19 protein-coding genes are annotated in these 21,110 nt (G+C 59.9%); 15 read left to right on the forward strand and 4 right to left on the reverse strand.

Annotation, left to right across the window (positions count from 1 at the left end):
- The first annotated feature begins 302 nt into the window (after positions 1-302).
- The 7 genes from copC (at position 303) to AC1DIH_RS12685 (ending at position 6,096) form a co-directional block, all read left to right on the forward strand.
- Positions 303-686 carry a copper homeostasis periplasmic binding protein CopC gene (copC, locus tag AC1DIH_RS12655; protein ID WP_477771909.1) on the forward strand — a complete coding sequence of 128 codons (384 nt, stop codon included), beginning with the start codon at positions 303-305 and terminating at the stop codon, positions 684-686.
- 3 nt (positions 687-689) lie between these two features.
- Positions 690-1,628, forward strand: coding sequence for a copper homeostasis membrane protein CopD (copD, locus tag AC1DIH_RS12660; RefSeq protein ID WP_477771910.1), 939 nt, complete (start codon positions 690-692; stop codon positions 1,626-1,628).
- A 293-nt stretch (positions 1,629-1,921) separates the two neighbouring features.
- Positions 1,922-2,185, forward strand: a complete 264-nt coding sequence (locus AC1DIH_RS12665) for a DUF2790 domain-containing protein (protein WP_477771911.1) — start codon at positions 1,922-1,924, stop codon at positions 2,183-2,185.
- Between the two features lie 68 nt (positions 2,186-2,253).
- Positions 2,254-3,627: an epoxide hydrolase family protein gene (locus tag AC1DIH_RS12670; RefSeq protein ID WP_477771912.1), complete on the forward strand. Its 1,374-nt coding sequence runs from the start codon at positions 2,254-2,256 to the stop codon at positions 3,625-3,627.
- A gap of 63 nt (positions 3,628-3,690) precedes the next feature.
- Positions 3,691-4,764, forward strand: coding sequence for an alpha/beta fold hydrolase (locus AC1DIH_RS12675; protein WP_477771913.1), 1,074 nt, complete (start codon positions 3,691-3,693; stop codon positions 4,762-4,764).
- Between the two features lie 22 nt (positions 4,765-4,786).
- A complete protein-coding gene (locus tag AC1DIH_RS12680; protein WP_477771914.1) occupies positions 4,787-5,296 on the forward strand; it encodes a cytochrome P460 family protein in 510 nt (169 codons plus the stop codon).
- 23 nt (positions 5,297-5,319) lie between these two features.
- Complete coding sequence (locus tag AC1DIH_RS12685) at positions 5,320-6,096, forward strand: alpha/beta fold hydrolase (protein ID WP_477771915.1); 777 nt, start codon at positions 5,320-5,322, stop codon at positions 6,094-6,096.
- A gap of 83 nt (positions 6,097-6,179) precedes the next feature.
- Here the strand turns inward: AC1DIH_RS12685 and AC1DIH_RS12690 are convergent, their stop codons facing one another.
- On the reverse strand, positions 6,180-6,902 hold the full coding sequence (locus AC1DIH_RS12690) for a pirin family protein (RefSeq protein ID WP_477771916.1): 723 nt from the start codon (positions 6,900-6,902) through the stop codon (positions 6,180-6,182).
- Positions 6,903-7,117: 215 nt separating this feature from the next.
- On the opposite strand from AC1DIH_RS12690, the gene AC1DIH_RS12695 reads away from it, so the two are divergent.
- Positions 7,118-8,068: a GlxA family transcriptional regulator gene (locus tag AC1DIH_RS12695; protein WP_477771917.1), complete on the forward strand. Its 951-nt coding sequence runs from the start codon at positions 7,118-7,120 to the stop codon at positions 8,066-8,068.
- Positions 8,069-8,254: 186 nt separating this feature from the next.
- On the forward strand, positions 8,255-9,751 hold the full coding sequence (locus AC1DIH_RS12700) for an ATP-binding protein (protein ID WP_477771918.1): 1,497 nt from the start codon (positions 8,255-8,257) through the stop codon (positions 9,749-9,751).
- Here the strand turns inward: AC1DIH_RS12700 and AC1DIH_RS12705 are convergent.
- Positions 9,698-12,493: an ATP-binding protein gene (locus AC1DIH_RS12705; protein ID WP_477771919.1), complete on the reverse strand. Its 2,796-nt coding sequence runs from the start codon at positions 12,491-12,493 to the stop codon at positions 9,698-9,700. The genes AC1DIH_RS12700 and AC1DIH_RS12705 overlap by 54 nt on opposite strands.
- A gap of 326 nt (positions 12,494-12,819) precedes the next feature.
- On the opposite strand from AC1DIH_RS12705, the gene AC1DIH_RS12710 reads away from it, so the two are divergent.
- Together AC1DIH_RS12710 and AC1DIH_RS12715 are read left to right on the forward strand one after the other, a co-directional pair.
- On the forward strand, positions 12,820-13,395 hold the full coding sequence (locus tag AC1DIH_RS12710) for a flavodoxin family protein (RefSeq protein ID WP_477771920.1): 576 nt from the start codon (positions 12,820-12,822) through the stop codon (positions 13,393-13,395).
- 41 nt (positions 13,396-13,436) lie between these two features.
- Positions 13,437-14,261 (forward strand): alpha/beta fold hydrolase, encoded by an 825-nt coding sequence (locus AC1DIH_RS12715; protein ID WP_477771921.1) that lies wholly within the window; start codon positions 13,437-13,439, stop codon positions 14,259-14,261.
- 279 nt (positions 14,262-14,540) lie between these two features.
- Here AC1DIH_RS12715 and AC1DIH_RS12720 read toward each other — a convergent pair whose 3' ends face one another.
- Complete coding sequence (locus AC1DIH_RS12720; protein ID WP_477771922.1) at positions 14,541-14,945, reverse strand: helix-turn-helix domain-containing protein; 405 nt, start codon at positions 14,943-14,945, stop codon at positions 14,541-14,543.
- A gap of 226 nt (positions 14,946-15,171) precedes the next feature.
- Here AC1DIH_RS12720 and AC1DIH_RS12725 point away from each other — a divergent pair, with 226 nt between their 5' ends.
- The 4 genes from AC1DIH_RS12725 (at position 15,172) to ycaC (ending at position 19,610) form a co-directional block, all read left to right on the forward strand.
- Positions 15,172-16,095 carry a LysR substrate-binding domain-containing protein gene (locus tag AC1DIH_RS12725; protein ID WP_477771923.1) on the forward strand — a complete coding sequence of 308 codons (924 nt, stop codon included), beginning with the start codon at positions 15,172-15,174 and terminating at the stop codon, positions 16,093-16,095.
- Positions 16,096-16,443: 348 nt separating this feature from the next.
- Entirely contained in the window at positions 16,444-17,079 is a 636-nt protein-coding gene (locus AC1DIH_RS12730; protein WP_477771924.1) for an antibiotic biosynthesis monooxygenase, read from the forward strand.
- Positions 17,076-18,914: an amidohydrolase gene (locus AC1DIH_RS12735; protein ID WP_477771925.1), complete on the forward strand. Its 1,839-nt coding sequence runs from the start codon at positions 17,076-17,078 to the stop codon at positions 18,912-18,914. The genes AC1DIH_RS12730 and AC1DIH_RS12735 overlap by 4 nt, the downstream gene beginning before the upstream one ends.
- Positions 18,915-18,983: 69 nt before the next feature.
- On the forward strand, positions 18,984-19,610 hold the full coding sequence (gene ycaC, locus AC1DIH_RS12740; protein WP_019690857.1) for an isochorismate family cysteine hydrolase YcaC: 627 nt from the start codon (positions 18,984-18,986) through the stop codon (positions 19,608-19,610).
- A gap of 44 nt (positions 19,611-19,654) precedes the next feature.
- Here the strand turns inward: ycaC and AC1DIH_RS12745 are convergent, their stop codons facing one another.
- Positions 19,655-21,082, reverse strand: a complete 1,428-nt coding sequence (locus AC1DIH_RS12745; RefSeq protein WP_477771926.1) for a mechanosensitive ion channel domain-containing protein — start codon at positions 21,080-21,082, stop codon at positions 19,655-19,657.
- Positions 21,083-21,110 lie beyond the last annotated feature (28 nt).

The following is a 21,110-nucleotide window of genomic DNA, read 5'->3' on the forward strand; positions in this document are numbered from 1 at the left end:
GGTATAAGCAGAGTGCAGGTTCACGTCATGATGCCCAGCCTGGATGGCTGGGAAGTCCTTATTCAGGGCAAAGAGCCACTCCAAAGCTGACTGAAATGTAATCGCACGGCCCGCGTTCATGTGGCATCGTGTAGTCGCACTATAACGCTGGCGTCTTGGCCAAGTTCCCCGTGTTCAGTACTTACCAGGACGTGGAATACGCTGAGTATTCGTCTGTGGTTTTAACAACAATCAAGAAATAAAAACTGGTTCTTCCCCCCACCAAACCTCGAACCAACAGCTCATGCTGTGAGGAGTCTTGCATGTCATTCCTTAAAACCACCACCGTAGCGGCTGTACTGACCGCTGGTTTGCTTCTGAGTGCAGTTGCTCAAGCACATCCAAAACTTCTTTCCTCCACTCCAGCAGAAAGTTCGGCCGCAGCGGCCCCTTCGAAAATTGAACTGCACTTTTCCGAGAACCTCACGACTCAGTTCTCCGGTGCAAAACTGATCATGACCGATATGCCTGGCATGCCGAACTCTCCAATGGGCGTTAAGGCCGGCGTCGCGGGTGGCAGTGATCCGAAAACGATGGTTATTACGCCCGCATCACCATTGACCACGGGCACTTACAAAGTCGAATGGCGTGCCGTCTCTTCGGACACTCACCCGATGACCGGCAACTTTTCTTTCAAAGTGAAATGATTCATGAGCGACTCAATAAACATCGTGGTTCGTTTTGCTCTTTATTTCGACCTGATGCTGTTATTCGGATTGGCAGTTTTTGGTTTGTACAGCCTCAGGGGAAAGGAAAGAGTATCGGGCACGGCCTTGAATTTTGAGTCGCTTCTTTATGGTACTTCTGTTGCAGGTGTCGCCCTGTCCCTGGCCGCCATGTTGTTGCTTGCGAAAGCAATGAGCGGTGTGTCGGGGTTTATGGAGCTGCATCACCCTATTTTTCAAATGGTCCTCATGGGGACTGACGTCGGGTTGACCTGGATGGTCCGAATAGCTGCTCTGGTGATGGCAATTATTGGCGTCGCATTGAATAAGCGCCTCCCGACACTCAGCCTCTGGATCGTCACCGCATGTGGAGCCATTGCACTGGCCACCCTGGCATGGACAGGACATGGTGCTATGGATGAAGGTAGCCGTCGTTATTGGCATTTCATCAGCGATATCTTCCATCTTTTAGCTGCAGGTGGTTGGTTGGGTGCTCTCGCGGCGTTCGCTCTACTGCTGCGTTTGAAATCACTGAAGGGCGAGCAAGAGGCGCGAATGCTTGCTCGGGTACTGACTGGATTTGAATCGGCTGGCGCGGTGATCGTAGTGGTCCTGAGCATCACCGGCGTAGTGAATTACCTGTTTATCGTAGGTCCAACCCTCGATGAGGTGATGCTGAGCACTTATGGAATATTGTTGTTCCTGAAAGTCCTGCTGTTTTCCGGAATGATCGTACTGGCCATGCTTAATCGTTTTCATCTAAGCCCGCTATTGGAGCGATCAGTTCGACATGGAGAGTATTCAGTTGCGGTCAAGGCTTTGCGGCGTAGCATGACGTTTGAGTTCTCAATGGCCGTCATCATAGTGTGTCTTGTCGCTTGGTTAGGAACGTTGAGCCCGGAGATGAGTATGAAAGCTGAATAGCGCTAAAAACCGCATGTCTCGTTTCCCTCCCCAAGCAATAAAAGACAGATTGAAAAAAGAGGCTTTTGCCTCTTTTTTTCGTTCCTGCAGGTTTCACTCGAAACCACTGCCATTTGCTCTCCACTCCTTCTGACACAAATGTATCTCTGTGTATCCAGGCCACATGCCGATACGGACTGTTTCTTTTGTGGGCCGTTACTGACACATACGGGATACCTGGTCGGCGTCAAATGAGCTCCACCGAGACAGCACAAGCCGTCTCGCTGGACCACTCAACGTCTGGAGATATCGTCATGAACTGGAAGAACCTCAGCCTCGCTTCATTGTTTGCCGTACTCAGCCTTGGCGCCGCAGCGGCCAACGCCCAAGACAGCGTCAAATCCCACAGCTACATGTACGGCGATCACCTGGATATCGCCAAAGTGCTGTCGGTCAATGAAGCACCGTCCTCGGGCTGTGGCGTCGTGGCGACTCGTATGACTTACCTCGACTCGCTCGGCAAGATCCAGTCTCTGGATTACGGCACCCTTGCCCAGGACTGCGGCCAAGGCAGTTGATGCAAGGTTGTGCAGGGCAGGCAACGATCGCCGCGCCTATAGGCCACTGACTAAAAAGGAGTTTTATCATGCTTGCAGTTTCGTCCGTTTCCGCCAGGCGCCGTTGCCTGGCTTCATCCGCCAGGGTTCACGTGTTCGGTCTCGCTCTGCTGGCTGGCAGCAGTGGCGCATGGGCAGCCACCACGGCTGCCGACAATGTGTCCGCCAGCGCTGCATCGGCTACATCGGAGGCCATTCGCCCATACCGCATTCATGTTGATGAAGCGCGCCTGACCGACCTGCGCAAACGCATCGCAGACACCCGCTGGCCTGACAAAGAGACTGTCGACGACGTTTCCCAAGGTGTGCAACGGGCACAGGTGCAGGAACTGGTGAAGTACTGGGGCAACGGTTACGACTGGCGCAAGGCCGAGGCCAGGCTCAATGCTTTGCCGGAGTTCATGACCACCATCGATGGTGTCGACATCCAGTTCATCCATGTGCGCTCGCGTAATCCCAACGCCATGCCGTTGATCCTCACCCACGGCTGGCCCGGTTCGCAATTCGAATTTCTGAAAACCATCGGCCCGCTGACCGATCCGACCGCTTACGGCGGGCGTGCGGAAGACTCATTTGACGTGGTGATTCCGTCGATTCCCGGCCATGGTTTTTCCGGCAAACCGACTGAATTGGGCTGGGGGCCTGACCGGGTGGCGAAGGCTTGGGATGTGCTGATGAAGCGACTGGGCTACACCCATTACGTGTCCCAGGGCGGCGATCATGGCTCGGTGATTTCCGACGCACTGGGTCGCCTGGCGCCTGCGGGTTTACTTGGTATTCATTTGAACATGCCGGCTACCGTACCGCCGGAGCTGGTGAAGCCGATCAATAGTGGCGATCCGGCACCGGCCGGTCTGACCGATCCGGAACGCACGGCCTACAACTCGCTGAGTAGTTTCTTCGGCCGCAATGCAGCCTACGGCGCGATGATGGTGACCCGGCCGCAGACTATCGGCTATCTGCTGGCCGACTCGCCCTCCGGCACGGCGGCCTGGATGTACGAAAAATTCGCAGCCTGGACCGACAGTGACGGCAAGCCTGAACGTGTGCTGAGCCGCGATGAGATGCTCGACGACATCAGCCTGTATTGGCTGACTGACACCGGCGCGTCGTCCTCCCGTTTCTATTGGGAGAACAACAACAATAACTTCAGCGCCGCGGCGCAAAAGACTGCTGACATCAAGGTCCCGGTGGCGATCACCGTGTTCCCGCACGAAATCTACCGCGCGCCGAAAGCCTGGGCAGAGCGTGCCTATCCATCGCTCTCCTACTTCAGCGAAGTCAACAGGGGCGGCCACTTCGCTGCCTGGGAGCAGCCTCAATTATTCAGCGAAGAATTACGTGAGGCATTCCGTCCGTTGCGTGCGTCTGCGCAAAACACCGGCGCTCAGGCCACCCGCTAAACACTTACCAATCGATTACAAAACCCGGAACTGCTAACCCGCCATTCGCAAGGGAGACTCACCATGGACACCACCCTGTTGAACCACAAACCCGCACCGCGCCATCGGCGTCTGCTCGCGCCATCTGTTCTGGCGATCGCATTGATGCAGCTGGGCGCTTTGAGTGTGGCCTCGGCGCAGGCGAACGCCGCTGATGTGCCGGCCGGCACCATCGGCACCATTACGCCGGGAAGTAACACTTCGTTCGGCCCATTGAAGCATGTCAAGGCCGGTCTGCTGGATGTTGCCTACGCCGAAGTCGGCCCTGCCGATGGGCCGGTGGTCATCCTGCTGCACGGTTGGCCTTACGATATTCACAGCTACGCCGACGTGGCGCCGGCGCTGGCGCAGAAGGGCTATCGAGTGCTGATTCCGTATGCGCGTGGTTATGGCGATACGCGTTTTCTTTCTGCCAAGACCATTCGCAACGGCCAGCCTGCTGCACTTGCAAGCGATCTGATCGACTTCATGGATGCGCTGAAAATCAACCAGGCCGTACTCGGCGGGTATGACTGGGGCGCGCGCACGGCCGATATCGTCGCGGCCTTATGGCCGGAGCGGGTGAAGGCGCTGGTTGCGGTGAGTGGCTACCTGATCGGTAGCCAGGAGGCCGGCAAGACACCGCTGCCACCTGCCGCCGAGTTGCAGTGGTGGTATCAGTTCTACTTTGCGACAGAGCGCGGCCGTCTGGGCTATGAAAAAAACACCCACGACTTCGCCAAGCTGATCTGGAAACTGGCGTCGCCAAAGTGGAACTTCGACGACACCACCTATGACCGAAGCGCCGCCGCTTTGCAAAATCCCGATCACGTCGCCGTATCCATCTTCAACTATCGCTGGCGCCTGGGCCTGATCAAGGGCGAATCAAAATACGACAAGCTGGAGAAGAAACTGGCGGCCTTCCCATCCATCAGCGTGCCGACCATCACCCTTGAGGGCGATGCCAACGGTGCGCCGCATCCACCTGCCGAGGCCTATGCCAAGCGCTTCACCGGCAAATATGAGTATCGATTGATCAATGGCGGTATCGGCCACAACTTGCCGCAGGAGGCCCCACAAGCCTTCGCCCAGGCAGTGATCGACGCCGATCATCTCTGATGGCCAGAAGGGGAGAGCAGCGATGAAGCTCAAGCATCTGGCCGTGTTGTCCGCTGCCGTGGCATCGGTTGTGTTGAGTGCTACCGGAGTAGCCCTGGGCGACGCCGGTAGCGGCGACGCTTCACCGATCTACGGCGTGAAGCTTCCCGATGGCTATCGCCAATGGGCGCTGATAGCGCCGGCGCAGGAAGCGGCACCCCTGGACGAACTTCGAGCGGTCCTGGGCAATGATCTGGCGATCAAGGCCTATCAGGATTCAACGCTGCCGTTCCCTGACGGCACGGTGCTGGTGAAGCTCGCCTGGAAACACGTCCAGTCCCCGGAGTTCGAGCCGGCCTCCATTCCTGGCGCGGCCACTACCGTTCAGGTCATGGTCAAGGACTCGAGGAAATATGCATCAACCGGCGGCTGGGGTTTTGGTCGCTTTATCAACGGCAAACCCGCCGATGAGGCACAGCACCAGACCTGCTTCGCCTGCCACCAGGCGCGAGTGCAGAACCACGACTTCGTCTTCACCCGATTCGCTCCATAGTCCAATCACCCAAGGAGTTTCCAATGAAAAAAGTAATGGCAGCTCTGGCCTGCACCGCCAGCCTGATCATCGGTACCAACGCATCGGCGCAAACTGAAAAGCCTACGGTCGTTCTCGTGCACGGTGCCTTTGCCGATGCGTCGAGCTGGAATGGTGTGGTGAAGATCCTCGAGAAGGATGGCTATCCCGTTGTGGCTGCCGCCAATCCATTGCGCAGTGTGAAGGGCGACGGCGCTGCTGTTTCGGCATTGCTGGCTGGCATCAAGTCGCCCGTCGTGCTGGTCGGCCACTCCTACGGCGGCAACGTCATCAGTGAAGCGGCCAATGACCGGGCCAATGTAAAGGCGCTGGTTTATGTCAGCGCCTTCGCGCCCGAGGCGGGTGAAACCGTCGCCGGGCTAGCCGGAAAATTCCCGGGAAGTACCCTCGGCCCAACCCTTGCGGCGCCCGTCGCGCTGGCTGATGGCGGCAAGGACTTGTACATCCAGCAGGATAAGTTCCACGACCAATTCGCGGCTGACGTCCCCGCCGCGCAAGCGGCATTGATGGCGGCGACTCAGCGTCCGGTCACTGAAGCGGCGCTGAACGAGCAGTCAGGTGCACCGGCCTGGAAGCATATTCCGTCCTGGTACATCTATGGCGACAAGGACAAGAACATCCCACCGCAGGCCATGGCATTCATGGCCAAGCGAGCCGAGGCCAAAGTGGTGAAAGTCGTTAAAGGGGCTTCCCATGTCGTGATGGTTTCAAATCCGGAGCCGGTAGCCCGACTGATTGAAAAGGCGGCTGCGGCGATGTGATTCCTGCGCTTGCGGCGCCCGACCTGTCCAAGCCTTCGCCTGCCAATCCAGCCCGGGGGCGCAAGCCCCCGGGCCAGTACCGGTCAAGGCATTTCTGGCAGCTCTTGCGGACGCAAATCGAACACCAGCACTTCGGCATCCACGCCGTTGCTCAAGGTCAACGCCTGTTCATCGCGAACCCGCACACCATCACCTTCCTGCAACTGCACGCCGTTGAGTTCGACCTTGCCCCGGGCTACATGCACATAGGCGTAGCGATTGGCGGCGAGCGTGAGGCTGGCGCTTTCCTTGCCGTCGATGAGGCCGGCATAGACCCGGGCATCCTGACGCACCCGCAGCGAACCGTTGGCCCCATCGGGGGAGATGATCAGTTGCAGGCGACCGCGTTTCTTCTGCGTGCTGAAGTGCTCTTGCTGATAACGCGGTTTGGCGCCGCTGACGTCCGGTACGATCCAGATTTGCAGGAAGTGCACCGGCCGGGTCGCCGAGTGATTGTATTCACTGTGAGCCACGCCGCTGCCGGCGCTCATCAATTGCACGTCGCCGGGGCGGATCACCGAACCTGTGCCTAAAGTGTCCTTGTGTTCCAGGGCACCCTCGAGCACATAGGAGAAAATCTCCATGTCCCGGTGTGGGTGTTGGCCAAAGCCTTTGCCGGCTGCCACGCGGTCATCGTTGATCACCAGCAGGTCGGAAAAACCCTGCTCCCGCGGATTGCGGTAGTTGGCAAAGGAAAAGGTATGGAACGACTTCAACCAACCGTGATTGGCCGCACCGCGATCAGAGGCTTTGCGAAGGGTCAGCATGATGAAATCTCCTGTTTGGGACGAGAGTTCGTCCGAGTGAGGAGAAGGTTAATGTTTACCGGTGAGTGCAATAAGTAGATGGAAATTGAAATACTGTCTCGATCAGGTTGACAGTTATGTGAGCGGGTTCATGTATTCTTGTTGTTACAAATGGCCATAATGTTCAGTGCTGACACTACGTTTCCTACTTCTTTGATATCAGTGATTTCCAACCCATGAAAACCGTGGCAATGGTGCTGTTTCCAGACTTTCTCCTGCTTGATATGGCCGGGCCCATGGAGGTGTTTTCCATCGCCAACCGTTATCTGGAGCCGGGTGACCGTTATCAGCTGTCGATGATCGGCACCGAGCACGGCTTGCTGCGAGCTTCCAACGGTGTCAGCGTTCAGGCCGATGTGCATATCGATCAGGCGTGCGAGGGCTATGACCTGTTGTTGGTACCGGGCGGCCCCGGGGCCTACAACGAAAAACATCCACCGTTGCTCGACTGGCTACGGGGCGCCGTCAGTCGGTCGGCCGGTTATGGCTCGATCTGCACGGGGGCGTTCATATTGGGGCATGCCGGTTTGCTGGACGGTTATCGGGTGACGACTCACTGGCATTACACGGAGCGGTTGATTCGAGCCTTCCCCAAGGCGACGGTGAAGACCGATCAGATTTACGTCGAGGATCGCAACCTGATCAGCTCTGGCGGGGTCACCGCTGGCATCGACCTGGCACTGGCGGTGGTCGCTCAGGATCACGGCAAGAAAATCGCCCAGGACGTGGCCAAGGTATTGCTGGTGGTGATGAAACGCCAGGGCGGACAGGCACAGTTCAGCCCATTGATGGCTGCGGTGGCACCCCAGGAAACGCCTGTGACCCGGGTGCAGAACCATGTGCTCGAACACCTTGATGAAGCCTTCAGCGTCGAACGCATGGCCAGCCTGGTGAACATGAGTGCGCGGCATTTCGCCCGGGTGTTTGCCCGGGAAGTGAACATGACACCCATGGAGTTTCTGCAAAGCGCGCGTATCGATTGCGCCAGGAACCTGCTGGAAACCGGTGACTTGCCGCTCAAGACCGTCGCCTACAAGAGCGGCTTCGGCAGTGTGCGGCACATGCGTTTTCTGTTCAGTGAAAAACTGGGGCTGACCCCCGCCCAGTACCGCGAACAGTTCAGTTAGAGTCTTCTTGTCCGTCCTGCGCACCGCAATGGCCGTGACGCTCCCACCATCGCCGTTGTACCGTCACCCATGCCTGCCAAGATACTCGTGGACTCTTGGCAGCGGAGGTGCGGGAGCCTGGGCGAACTCGCGCAACGGATGATGCAGTACCTTGAGCCGGGCCAGGTTTTCAGCACATGAATGTGCATGAACAGACTCAGAGATTTAAATAGCAGTGCGGTGCTGCGGTTCGGCCCGTATGTGTTTCACACTCGTCAACGGCTGATACTGGAAGGTGATCGGCCGCTGCGTATGGGCGGGCGGGCACTGGATATCCTCCAGGTACTGGTCGAGCGCGCGGGCAGTGTGGTCAGCAAGGACGAACTGATTGCCCACGTCTGGCCGACTTCGGTGGTCGAGGAGATCAACCTGCGCGTGCACATCGCTGCGCTACGCCGGACCCTCGGTGACGGCCAGAACGGGCGGTGCTACATCGTTAATATTCCCCAGCGCGGTTATAGCTTCATCGCCCCAGTGCAGTGCGAATCGGACGGGATGCAGGTTTCGATCGAGACTGTTCAGCAGCCCCGGCACAACCTGCCGACACGGATCACGCCAGTGGTCGGCCGAGATTCGATCGTTGGCAGTCTGGTCCGGCAGTTGCCGGTTCGCCGTTTCATGACCTTGGTCGGCCCTGCAGGCATTGGCAAGACCACGGTGGCCTTGCGCGTGGCCGAACTGCTGTTGCAGCACTATCGCGATGGTGTCTGGATCGTTGATCTGGCGGCAATCGATGACCCCGCGCGGCTCGTCGATTGTCTGAGCCAGACCCTTGAACTGGACGTTGGCGTGGATGCACTGGCGCCACGGCATGCATTGCTGGTGCTCGACAATTGCGAGCACGAGCTCGAACGTTGCCGTTCGCTGGTGGAGGGTCTATTGGTTTCGGCACCACGGTTATCGATCCTGGTCACCAGCCGCGAACCGCTGCGGGCGGAGAGGGAAACGGTCCAGCGATTGCCAGCCCTGGCGGTGCCGCCGATGTCGACGCTGCAGAGTGTCAGCGAGGTTATGAGCTACTCGGCGGTGCAACTGTTTGTCAGCTGTGCCCGTGCCCGCCAACAAGGGTTTGCCCTGCGTGAACAGGACCTCAAGGCTGTGCGGGAAATCTGTCGGCGCCTCGACGGCCTGCCCCTGGCGATCGAACTCGCCGCGGCGCAGATCGATGCGCTGGCACTGGTTGGGCTGCGAGCACAACTGGACAACTGTTTTCAACTGCTGACCCAAGGCCGGCGCACTGCCGTGCCACGGCATCAGACGCTCAAGGCCGCGCTGGACTGGAGCTACCAGCGGCTGAGCCCGCTGGAGCAGACCGTGCTGCTGGGGCTGGCGGTGTTCAAAACAGCCTTTACTCTGGACGCAGCCATCGGCGTCATCAGTTGTGCGGTGCTGCGGCCTATCAGTCTGGTGGAGGTGATGGAGCGGCTGGTGCTGAAATCACTGTTGTCGGTTGAACACAGCAATGGCGTGACCCGTTACCGGTTTCTCAACACTACCCGCACTTACGTACTGGAAAAGCTTGGACTGAGCGGACTGCTGCGAGTGTTTGAAATGCGTTATGCCCGCTACAACAGCCAGGCACGCTGGGGTTCAGGACGGCCGGTGTCGTTGCAGCTCGTCGAGCAGACGGCGGACTTTGCTTAGGTCTGGTGTGGCAAAGCCTTCGGTGAAGCGGTTGTAGATTGGCGCCAGCAGGTCATGGGCTTGTTGGAGGCGGCCTTGACGCTGCCAAAGCTCGGCCAGTGAGGTGGCAGTGCGCAGCTCCCACGCCAGAGCACCCTGGGCTTTTGCCACTGCCAGCGCTTTGAGCAGCACGGTCTCGGCTGCACTTTGGCTGTTTTCTGCAAGCAGAGCATCGGCTCCGGCCCGAAGGATTTCCGCCGTGCTCCAACCCGCAGCGCCGTTTTCGGCCCGTGCCAGCAGTGCGTCATCGACGAAGCCGGTATCCAGGGTGACCATGATTTCCTTGATCAGCCCCGCGCCGGGTTGCGGGTTCGAGTGTGCGTTATTGCCATCGATCACCTGCGCATAGTGCTGGGCCCAGTTGTAGAACAGCGGCACCGAATGTTTTTGTGTTTGTTCGAGCAGCAGGCGCAAGAGTTCTCGGGCAGTTCGAGTGTCGCCGTTGTAGTGGGCGATCAGGCAACCGGACAATGCCAGCGTGTAGCAGATGGACGTGCCGTGGTCGATCTGGATCGCAATGTCCAACGCCTGACGGGCAGTGCGCCAGGCCTTTTCGGGAAGGCCCTGCAACCAGAGGATCCGCGCGAGAATAGTCAGGGCGGCGACGCTCTGGTCGTACTGGACGCCAAAGCCGTGGGTGAAGCGATTGAGGTGTCCACTCTGGGTCATGCGCTGAATGACTTGTTCAGCATTCTCCCGTGCCCGTTGCTGATCCCCGGCAAAGTGCAGGGCCAGCACCTGCAAACGGTGTGTACTCAGGGACACAGCGGCGTTGCCTTGCAAACCCAGACGGTCGAATTGCAGGCTCTGCTCCAGGGCCGTTAGATAGTTGCCGCAACTGAGGTTGACCGCCATGTGCCCGGACACGGCCCTGAGCTGACCGACCACGTCGTTGCAGTGTTCAGCCAGGGTTCTGGCGTTCACAAAGGCTTCGACGGTTTCGGCGGTGCCGCCTTGGGTGTGGTAGCAGGAGCTGCCGAGGGCGAGCTTGAGGGCCATTTTCAGGCGAGGGCAGGGCTCGGGCGTCAATTCGAGCAGCGCCAGGGCCTTGCGCACGTACACGCCGTGTTCCTTGAGCAGCGACAGTTCCTGCCAGAGCGGCGTCGAAACCGAAGCCAGTCGGATCGCCACAGCCTGCGGCCCTTGAGCGTTCAAGCCCCAGTCCAGGACCGAGCGGATGTCTTCCAGACTGCGGGCGTAACGCTCGATCCATACATTGGTCTGGATGTGCTCCCAGTCGTTCTGGGCCTGATGCATCAAGGCCAGGCAGCACTCGGCGTGGCGCTCCAGGGTGTCTGGAAAATCATTGGCCTGGTCGAGTTTTTCCAGGGCATAACTGCGGGTGGTGTCGAGCAGGCGGTAGAACACCTGCTCGTCGCCGACCTCCACGTTCAGCAGCGACTTGGCCACCAGTTGCGTGATCGAGCCAAACACCTCGCTGGGCTCGATGTGTTCGCCGGCAATCACCGCAGCCGCCGATTCCAGCGTGAAACCGCCCCGGAACACACCCAGTCGGCGCAGGCAGATTTGTTCGCAGGTACTCAGCAGCTCGAAGCTCCAGTCGAGTGTTGCGCGCAGGGTCTGATGCCGTCCCAGCGTCGTCTGACAGCCCTGTGTGAGCAGACGAAAACTGCCTTGCAGTTGCGTCAGCAATCCACTCAAGCCAAGGCTGTTCACTTGCGCTGCGGCCAGTTCGATCGCCAAAGGAATGCCGTCCAGGCGGCGGCAAATCTCGATCGCCAGAGGCAGCTCGTTATCGGTCAGTTCGAAACTGTCATGACTGGCCATCGCTCGTTCGACGAACAGTTGCACAGCCGAAAAGCTCAAGGCCTGGACGCGGTCCAGTGCGGTGATGGGCGGTGGGCAGTCCAGGGACTCCAGGCGCTGAACGAATTCGCCTTCGACCCGCAGGCTCTCGCGACTGGTGGCCAGAATGTTCACATCGGGCGCGCCACGCAAGATGCTTTCGCTGAGCAACGCAACGGCGTCGATCAGATGCTCGCAGTTGTCGATGACCAGCAGCATTTGCCGCTCGCGCAGGAAGGTCGCGAGACCGGTCATCGGTTCAGTGTCATGCAGCGACAGGTCCAGCAGCGTCGCGAGGTGGGGGACGATCATCGACGGGTCGCTGACCGGGGCCAGGTCCAGCAGGCGAATACCGTCCCGGTAACGACCGATCAGTTGTTCGGCGACGCGCAGTGCCACCGTGGTCTTGCCGATACCACCAGGGCCGACGAGGGTGATGAAGCGTTGGTGTGGCAAGTGCGACACAAGACTGTCGACCAAGGCCTGGCGACCAATCATGCGAGTCCGACGAATGGGCAGGTTATGGCCGCTCTGCTCGTGCCCACYGCTCACGGGACGCTGGTCGAACTGTTGCACCGAGTATGGCGCGACAAAGCTGTAACCACGCTGGGCCACGGTGACGATGTAGCGCTGGCCGGCGTGACCGTCGCCGAGGGCTTTGCGCAGCGCCGCGATGTGCACTCGCAGATTGATGTCTTCGACGACGCTTTTGGGCCAGACCCGCGCGATCAATTGCTGCTTGCTGACCACATTCCCGGCGTGCTCCAGCAGGATCAACAGAATGTCCATGGCACGTCGACCCAGGCGCAGCGGCTGGTCGGCCTCCAGCACCAGACGTTGTCCGGGGTAGACCCGGTAAGGGCCGAAATGCACAGCCTGTTCGGGGGAAAGGGTCAACGGGTCACTCCTGCTTGCGTCCTTCTATCACGCGGTATTCGAGCATGTTCTTCAGATTTTTTCGTCAATGCAACGCAGTGACCGAGCGACTGTCCTGCGTGTGCAGTGTATGCAGCGTTTGCGGCACCGTTCGCAAGCGCTGTATTTACTGGGTGCGGCGGTGGCAAATGGCTGAGTCGCGGCTTTTGGCGCACCGTTGAAAATTAACAACGTTTAACTCGTCCTGCGCCCTGTTTACGCCCAAAAATACACTACTTCCAGTCCATCAACCGAAGGCGCCGGTCTTCGTGCAGCAAAAGGGATGAACACTTCAGGAGGATGCCGGAATGAGCGACGTGGTAGTGGTCTATCACAGCGGCTATGGTCATACGCGGGTTATCGCCGAAGCCGTGGCTCAGGGTGTGGAGCGACACTTGGGCAGTACCTGCCAATTGATTGCGGTCGAGGAAGTGGACGGGCACTGGGACCGCTTGCACCGCGCCGACGCGATCATCTTCGGTGCCCCGACGTACATGGGCAGCGCATCGGCGTCGTTCAAGGCCTTCATGGAGGCCACCGCGTCGTTTTACCTGGCGCAGCCCTGGCGCGACAAGTTGGCTGCCGGGTTCACCAACTCCGGCTGTCTGTGCGGCGACAAGCTCAACACCTTGCTGCAGATGGCCGTGTTCGCCGCTCAGCACTCGATGATCTGGGTCGGCCTCGACCTGCTGCCGGCGCGCTCCAGCGTTGGCATGTTTGACGGGCAATTGAATCGCCTGGGCAGTTCCCTGGGGGCCATGGCCCAGTCGAATGTCGAGCAATCCCCGGACCATGCGCCACCTCCCGAAGATCGCTGCACCGCCGCGCACCTGGGCGAGCGGGTAGCGCGCCTGGCCGAACGAATGAGCCATTCATCGTTTTGATTCACCCCAACACCCCGACCCTTAGTCAAGGAGCAATCACCATGAGTACATTCACCACCCGCGACGGTACCGAGATTTACTACAAGGACTGGGGCACCGGCCAGCCCATCGTCTTCAGCCACGGCTGGCCGTTGAATGCCGACAGCTGGGAATCGCAGATGATCTTCCTGGCGTCCAAGGGCTACCGGGTCATCGCCCATGACCGCCGTGGCCACGGCCGCTCCAGCCAGCCCTGGTCTGGCAATGAAATGGACACCTACGCCGACGACCTCGCGCAGTTGATCGAGTTGCTGGATCTGCAAAACGCGGTGCTGTTCGGTTTCTCCACCGGCGGCGGCGAGGTGGCGCGCTACATCGGTCGACACGGCAGCGGTCGCGTGGCCAAGGCCGGGCTGATTTCCGCGGTGCCGCCGCAGATGCTCAAGACCGAAGCCAATCCGGGCGGCCTGCCGATGGAAGTGTTCGACGGTATGCGTCAGGCGTCCCTGGAGGACCGTTCACAGCTGTACAAAGACATCGCCAGCGGGCCGTTCTTTGGCTTCAACCAGCCTGGGGTCAAGCCCTCTCAGGGGATGATCGACTGGTTCTGGATGCAGGGCATGACCGCCGGTCACAAGAACACCTATGACTGCATCAAGGCGTTCTCCGAAACCGACTTCACCGAAGACCTGAAAAAGTTCGACGTACCGACCCTGGTGGTACATGGCGACGCTGACCAGATCGTGCCGATCGAAGCCGCCGGCATCGCCTCGGCCAAATTGATCAAGGGCTCGAAACTGCTCGTCTACCCTGGCGCGCCCCATGGGCTGACCGACACTCACAAGGATCAGCTCAACGCCGACCTGCTGGCGTTCATCAAGGGCTGATTGGCCCCGATGTCAAGGTGAAGACGCGGCCCGTAGCAGCTGCCGAAGGCTGCGTTCGGCTCGGTTCGCGTTCGGGCGCAGCAGTCGCAACTCATGCAACCACGGTTAACCTGTAACACCACAGCGCCTGATTTTACGACCGCTGCGCGATCGAACGCCGCCTTCGGCAGCTGCTACGGGGAATGTGCGAAGCCAGAATTGCCTTGACTGAGAAGCCGAGCGGTCATACCGCTCGGCTTTTCATTCGGCGTGAATTTGAGTGGTAGGTGAGGAGGTGGCTTACGGCGCGGATCGCATCACCTGACAGCGCCAGGCGAAAGGCGTAACACCTTCGCTGCGGGTGAAAATGTGGCAGAAGTGCGCCTGGTCGCAGAAGCCGCATTCCAGGCTGATTTGCGTCAGGGTCATGTCGGTGTTCTGGATCAGTTGCTTGGCCCGGGCGATGCGCTGGCAACGAATCCAGTCCTGGGGTGACAGGCCCGTGCTGCACTTGAAGGTGCGGGAGAAATGACTGCGCGACATCGCGCAGGCCCGGGCCAGTTCGGTGACTTCCAGGGTTTCGCTGAGGCGCTCGAGGATCAATTGCTTGACCAGGCTTTCCCGCCAGGGGCTGAGGCCGCCAGTGGTGGCTTTTCGCGTTTGCGTGGCTGATGCGCGGGCGGCGTAGTGCTGAACGTGGGCCATGGCAAATGTCCGGGTCGGTGGGAATGCGCTGGCGCACTGCACGGTGGGTCAGCACCATCCCTTTTGGAATAACAGGTTTGCGTAGAAGGCTTGATTGTTGGTCGCAGGGCTTTGGCTTACGAGTTAAACGTTGTTAATTCCTCCGGTTAACAGCGCGCGCAAACCCATGATTGAGTAAAGTCCAAAAGCCTTTGCCAGGCTGGAAAAACACCATGGAACCGTACCTATGAACCGTAACGATCTACGCCGCGTCGATATGAACCTGCTGGTGATTTTCGAGGCTCTGATGTTCGAAAAGAATCTGACCCGGGTCGCCGAAAAACTCTTTATGGGGCAGCCAGCCGTGAGCGCTGCGTTGGGGCGGTTGCGTGATCTGTTCGACGACCCGCTGTTGCTGCGCAACGGTCGCGGCATGGAGCCGACGGCACGGGCGCAGGCGATTCTCAAGGAGCTGCAGCCGGCGATGGACACCATCTCCGGGGCGGTCAGCCGGGCCAGGGAGTTTGATCCGGCTACCCGTTGTGATGTGTTTCGCATTGGTCTGTCGGATGACGCCGAGTTCGGCTTGTTTCCGTCGCTGTTGAGCCATCTGCGGGAGGAGGCGCCGGGGATCATTGTGGTGGTGCGCCGGGCTAACTACCTGCTGATGCCGGCGTTGCTGGCGTCCGGGGAAATTTCGGTCGGAGTCAGTTACACCACCGAACTGCCGGCCAATGCCAAACGCAAGAAACTGCGGGACATCCCCTGCAAAGTGCTGCGCGCAGACAACCGGCCTGGAGCACTGACGCTGGATGAGTACTGTGAGCGGCCCCATGCGATGGTGTCGTTCTCGGGGGATTTGAGCGGCAACATTGATCTTGACCTGGCCAAGGTGGGACGCACCCGGCGGGTGGTGTTGGGGGTGCCGCAGTTCAGTGGGTTGCGGGCGTTGCTCGCCGGGACTGAAATGATCGCTACCGTTCCCGACTACGCCGCCTGCGCGCTGGTCGAAGGCTGTGCCTTGAGGGCCGAAGACCCGCCGTTTCCCATCGATGAGGCACAGTTGTCGATGGCCTGGAGCGGGGTGCACGACAATGATCCGGCGGAGCGATGGTTGCGGTCGCGGATTACTCAGTTCATGTCCGAGCCTCTGAATATTCCAGCTTCATAGCGGAAAAACTTCTGCCAGATTTCGCTTCTGTGGCAAGCAAGCTTGCTGTGGCGAGGGAGCTTGCTCCCGCTGGGGCGCGAAGCGGCCCCAAAACCAACCACCGGGATTCATCAGGTAGAACACATCAACCGGTTCCACGACTGCTGCGCCCGAGCGCAGACCGGCCGGCGCGGGTAACCCCGCTCGCCACAGGAAAATCTCAGGCTCAAGTCCGTTCGCAAAGAGAGCACATACGTTCAATTTTCCCCTGCCTCACGCCGGCATTATCGAATCAAGTCCTGGCGCATCAACGCCGCTGGTTTTCACCTGTGCTTGCGCACAATTCCCGTTTCGCCGGAGCCTTTCGTTATGCCTGATTCCAATCGACTCGACCCTGCAACCACCCACCCGGTGCGCGGCTTCGAAGAAGTCGTGACCCTGGTCGTCAAACACCGGGTCAAGGCCGGTTTTGAAGTGCCCTATGAAGCCTGGCTGCGGCGGATTGTCAGTATTGCCGGGCAGAGCGAGGGGCATTTGGGGGTGGATGTGATTCGCGGCAAGAGCGCCGGCCTCGACATGTTTACCTGCGTGCTGCGTTTTTGCTCTACCGAGGCGATGCAGCGCTGGCTCGAATCGCCGCAACGGCTAGAGTTGGTCAACGAAGCCGAGCCGATGCTGGCGGATGGGGACCAGACCGAGGTCAACCCGGTCAAGGAGTTCTGGTTCGCGCCACAGGAGGATGCCGGTTCGCCACCGCCGCGCTGGAAACAGGCCGTGGTGACGCTGCTGGTGATCCTGCCGCATACCTTGCTGGTGCCGCTGATCTGGGGCCCGCTGCTCAAGCTCAACGCCTTTCTGTCCAATTACGTGGTTGCTACTTTTCTGATCACCGTGACCATTGTGGTTTCGGTGGTGTACCTGTTCATGCCCAGGGCGACGCGTCTGTTCGCGCCGTGGCTGAAAGCCGGACAACCTCATCCCACTCTGCCTGAGGAAAACCAATGAACGCCGATCTGATTCTATTCAATGGCCAGTTTCATACCGTTGACCGTGAAAAACCCCTCGCCAGTGCGGTCGCGATCAGCAATGGTCGCTTCGTCACGGTGGGTACCGATGCCGAGGCCATGGCCCTGCGCGGTTCGGGCACCCAGGTCATTGACCTCAAGGGCCGCTGCGTCATCCCTGGGCTCAATGACTCGCACCTGCACCTGATTCGGGGTGGCTTGAACTACAACCTCGAACTGCGCTGGGAAGGCGTGCCGTCGCTGGCCGATGCCCTGCGCATGCTCAAGGACCAGGCCGATCGCACGCCGACGCCGCAATGGGTGCGGGTGGTTGGTGGCTGGAACGAATTCCAGTTTGCCGAAAAGCGCATGCCGACGATTGAAGAACTCAACCAGGCTGCGCCGGATACACCGGTGTTCGTTTTGCACTTGTACGACCGCGCCTTGCTCAACCGCGCAGCGCTCAAGGTTGTCGGTTACACGCGCAACACGCCAAACCCACCGGGTGGCGAGATTGTGCGCGACGCCAACGGCGAGCCGACTGGCATGTTGGTGGCCCGTCCGAACGCGATGATTCTTTACTCGACCTTGGCCAAAGGGCCGAAGTTGCCGCTGGACTATCAGGTCAACTCGACCCGTCAGTTCATGCGTGAACTCAATCGCCTGGGCCTGACCAGCGCCATCGATGCCGGTGGTGGTTTCCAGAATTACCCGGACGATTACGCCGTGATCGAGCAGTTGGCCAAGGACCAGCAACTGACGATTCGCATTGCTTATAACCTGTTTACCCAGAAGCCCAAGGAAGAGCTGACTGACTTCAAGAACTGGACCAGTAGCGTCACCCTGCATCAGGGCGACGATTACCTGCGGCACAACGGCGCCGGTGAAATGCTGGTGTTTTCGGCGGCGGATTTCGAGGACTTCCTCGAACCGCGTCCGGACCTGCCGCAGACCATGGAACAGGAACTGGAACCGGTGGTTCGCCACTTGGTCGAGCAACGCTGGCCGTTCCGCCTGCACGCCACCTACAACGAATCCATCAGCCGCATGCTCGATGTGTTCGAGAAGGTCAATCGCGACATTCCGTTCAACGGTTTGCCGTGGTTCTTCGACCACGCCGAAACCATCACCCCGCAGAACATCGAGCGGGTGAAGGCGCTGGGTGGCGGCATTGCGATTCAGGACCGCATGGCCTTCCAGGGCGAATACTTCGTCGACCGTTACGGCAGCAAAGCCGCCGAGCACACGCCGCCGATCAAACGCATGCTCGCCGAGGGCGTGCCGGTCGGTGCGGGCACCGACGCCACACGCGTTTCCAGCTACAACCCGTGGACCTCGCTGTACTGGATGGTCAGCGGCCGCACCGTCGGTGGTCTGGCGTTGTACGAGGAAGGCTTGCCGCGCACCACTGCGCTGGAGCTGTTCACCCACGGCAGCGCCTGGTTCTCGTCCGAACAGGGCAAGAAGGGCCAGATCAAGGTCGGGCAACTGGCGGACCTGGCAGCGTTGAGCGCGGACTTCTTCAGCGTCGAGGAAGAAGCGATCAAGTGGATCGAGTCGGTACTGACGGTGGTCGGCGGCAAGGTGGTGTACGCCGCCGGCGACTTCGAAAAGCTCGGTCCGGCCAGCGTGCCGGTACTGCCGGACTGGTCGCCGGTGATGAAAGTCCCCGGCCACTGGCGCCCGAATTCGCCGATGCAGGCTCAGGTCCACCATTGCAGCGGCCCGTGCGCGGTGCATACGCACAGCCATGAAAAGGCGCGCCAGTCGAATGCGCCGGTCAGCGATTTCGCCGGTTTCTGGGGCGCGTTCGGCTGTTCCTGCTTCGCCTTCTGATTCCGAAACAAAGCGCCGGTCTTGGTGACCGGCGCTCCCCCGCAACAACCATCCACCGAGGAGTTTCACATGAGCAACGTTCCTTACTCGCGTCTGAACAAAGACGATGCCGTTGTGCTGTTGGTCGACCACCAGACCGGCCTGATCTCACTGGTGCAGGATTTCAGCCCGAACGAGTTCAAGAACAACGTCCTGGCGCTGGGCGACATCGCCAAGTTCTTCAACCTGCCGACCATCCTTACCACCAGTTTCGACAGCGGCCCGAACGGCCCGATCGTGCCGGAACTCAAAGAGCAATTCCCGGACGCGCCGTTCATTGCCCGCCCTGGCCAGATCAATGCCTGGGACAACGCAGACTTCGTCAAAGCCATCAAGGCCACCGGCCGCAAGCAACTGATCATCGCCGGTGTGGTGACTGACGTGTGCGTGGCGTTCCCGACCCTGTCGGCGCTTGCTGAAGGTTTTGAAGTGTTTGTGGTCACAGATGCCTCCGGCACCTTCAACACCACTGTGCAACAAGCGGCGTGGGCGCGGATGTCGGCCGCCGGTGCGCATCTGATGAACTGGTTCGCGGTGGCCTGCGAGCTGCAAGTCGACTGGCGCAATGACATGGAAGGTCTGGCGAATCTGCTGTCGCAGCGTCTGCCGAACTATCGCAATCTGATCAATAGCTATACCAAGTTCACTGCCAAGTAATCTGCTGAAAAAAAATGCCCGCCGATGTGCGGGCATTTTTCTGCTCAACGTTTTTGCAACCACCCCAGAAATCCAGCTTTCCTGACCGGCACAGGCTTGGCCATCAACGCCAGCCGACTGTTCTGTTGCCGGACCGCTTGCAACTTGTTCAACGCCTGGCCCACTTCGTTGCGCTGCTCCATGCACTGGCGGGTCAGGTTCTTGTCGAGACGGTAGATGATGGAGGATGTCAGCGCGGTGAACGTTGCCTGGGACGGTGTATCGGCAAGGATGCTCTGTTCGCCCATGACTTCGCTCGGCCCCATGCGACCTGCCTCGGCCAGGCCATCGCCGTCGGACACGCTGGCGCTGACGACACCGGTGGCAATCACAAACAGGCTGTCCGGCACTTCGTCCAGATCCAGCACCACCTGGCCTGCGGTGTACTGCTGCGGCACCATCGATTCGGCGAGGCGGTCACGTTCCTCATGGCTAAGCGAGCGGAAAATCTTCACTTCATCGAGCAGCGCGCGGGCGCGGCTCGAGGGTTCGATCACACCGTCCGGATGCCGCGAGATGCCCGCCGCTTCAAGGTGCCGATGGGCGAGGTCGAACAGTTGATTGCGCACATCGCCTTTCTTGCCCAATTCGGCGATGAAACCGCTGGCCACGTATTCGGACATTTCTTCACCGGCTTCTTTGAGCAGCGCTTTCGGCGCCGGATCGAGCAACAGACTGCTGCTGCCTTGCAGAGTCCGCTCGAGGGCATCGAGCACCCGGCGCGGACGGACGTGGTTCGGCAGCTTGATGCTGATCGACACGCCGTGCAGGTTGGTCGGGCGGCTGAGGTTGACGATCTTGGCCTTGGCCGCCACCGAGTTCGGCACCACGGCCAGGGTGCCAGCGCTGGTCAGCAGATGGGTGGCGCGCCAGTCGATATCGAGCACCTTGCCTTCGACGCCGTCGATCATCACGAAATCGTCCACCTGATAGGGCTTGGTGGTGTTGAGCACGATGCCGGAGAACACGTCGCTCAACGTACTCTGCAACGCCAGACCGACCACGATGGCAACCACCCCGGAGGTCGCGAGCAGGCCTTTGACCGGCAGCTCCAGCACATACCCGGCGGCAGCGACAATAGCGGCCAGGAACACCAGTGCACCGATCACGTCCTGCAACAACCGACCGCTGTGACCGATGCGGCGCATCAGGGCCAGGCCGATCACTTCGGTCAGCACCCGCGCGGCGTACAGCCACCAGAGAATCCCCAGTGCCGTGGCGCCCAGTTGCGCAACCCGGTCATCGGCGAACAACGGCGCCTGCAACGGGCTGACGCCGGCGTTGATGACCAGCGCACTGAACGCCAGAAACAACCCCAGACGCACGCCGACCCGCAAGGCGCGGTGCTTGAACGGGGCGAGGTGCCAGAGCAGAGCGTCGAGTACCAGAAGCAGGGCGCTCCAGGACAGCAGGTGGGCAAACATGAAAGTCATGGCATAGCTCCGCCGGAAAAGAGTGAGT

The organism is Pseudomonas sp. 05N36 (assembly GCF_056397385.1).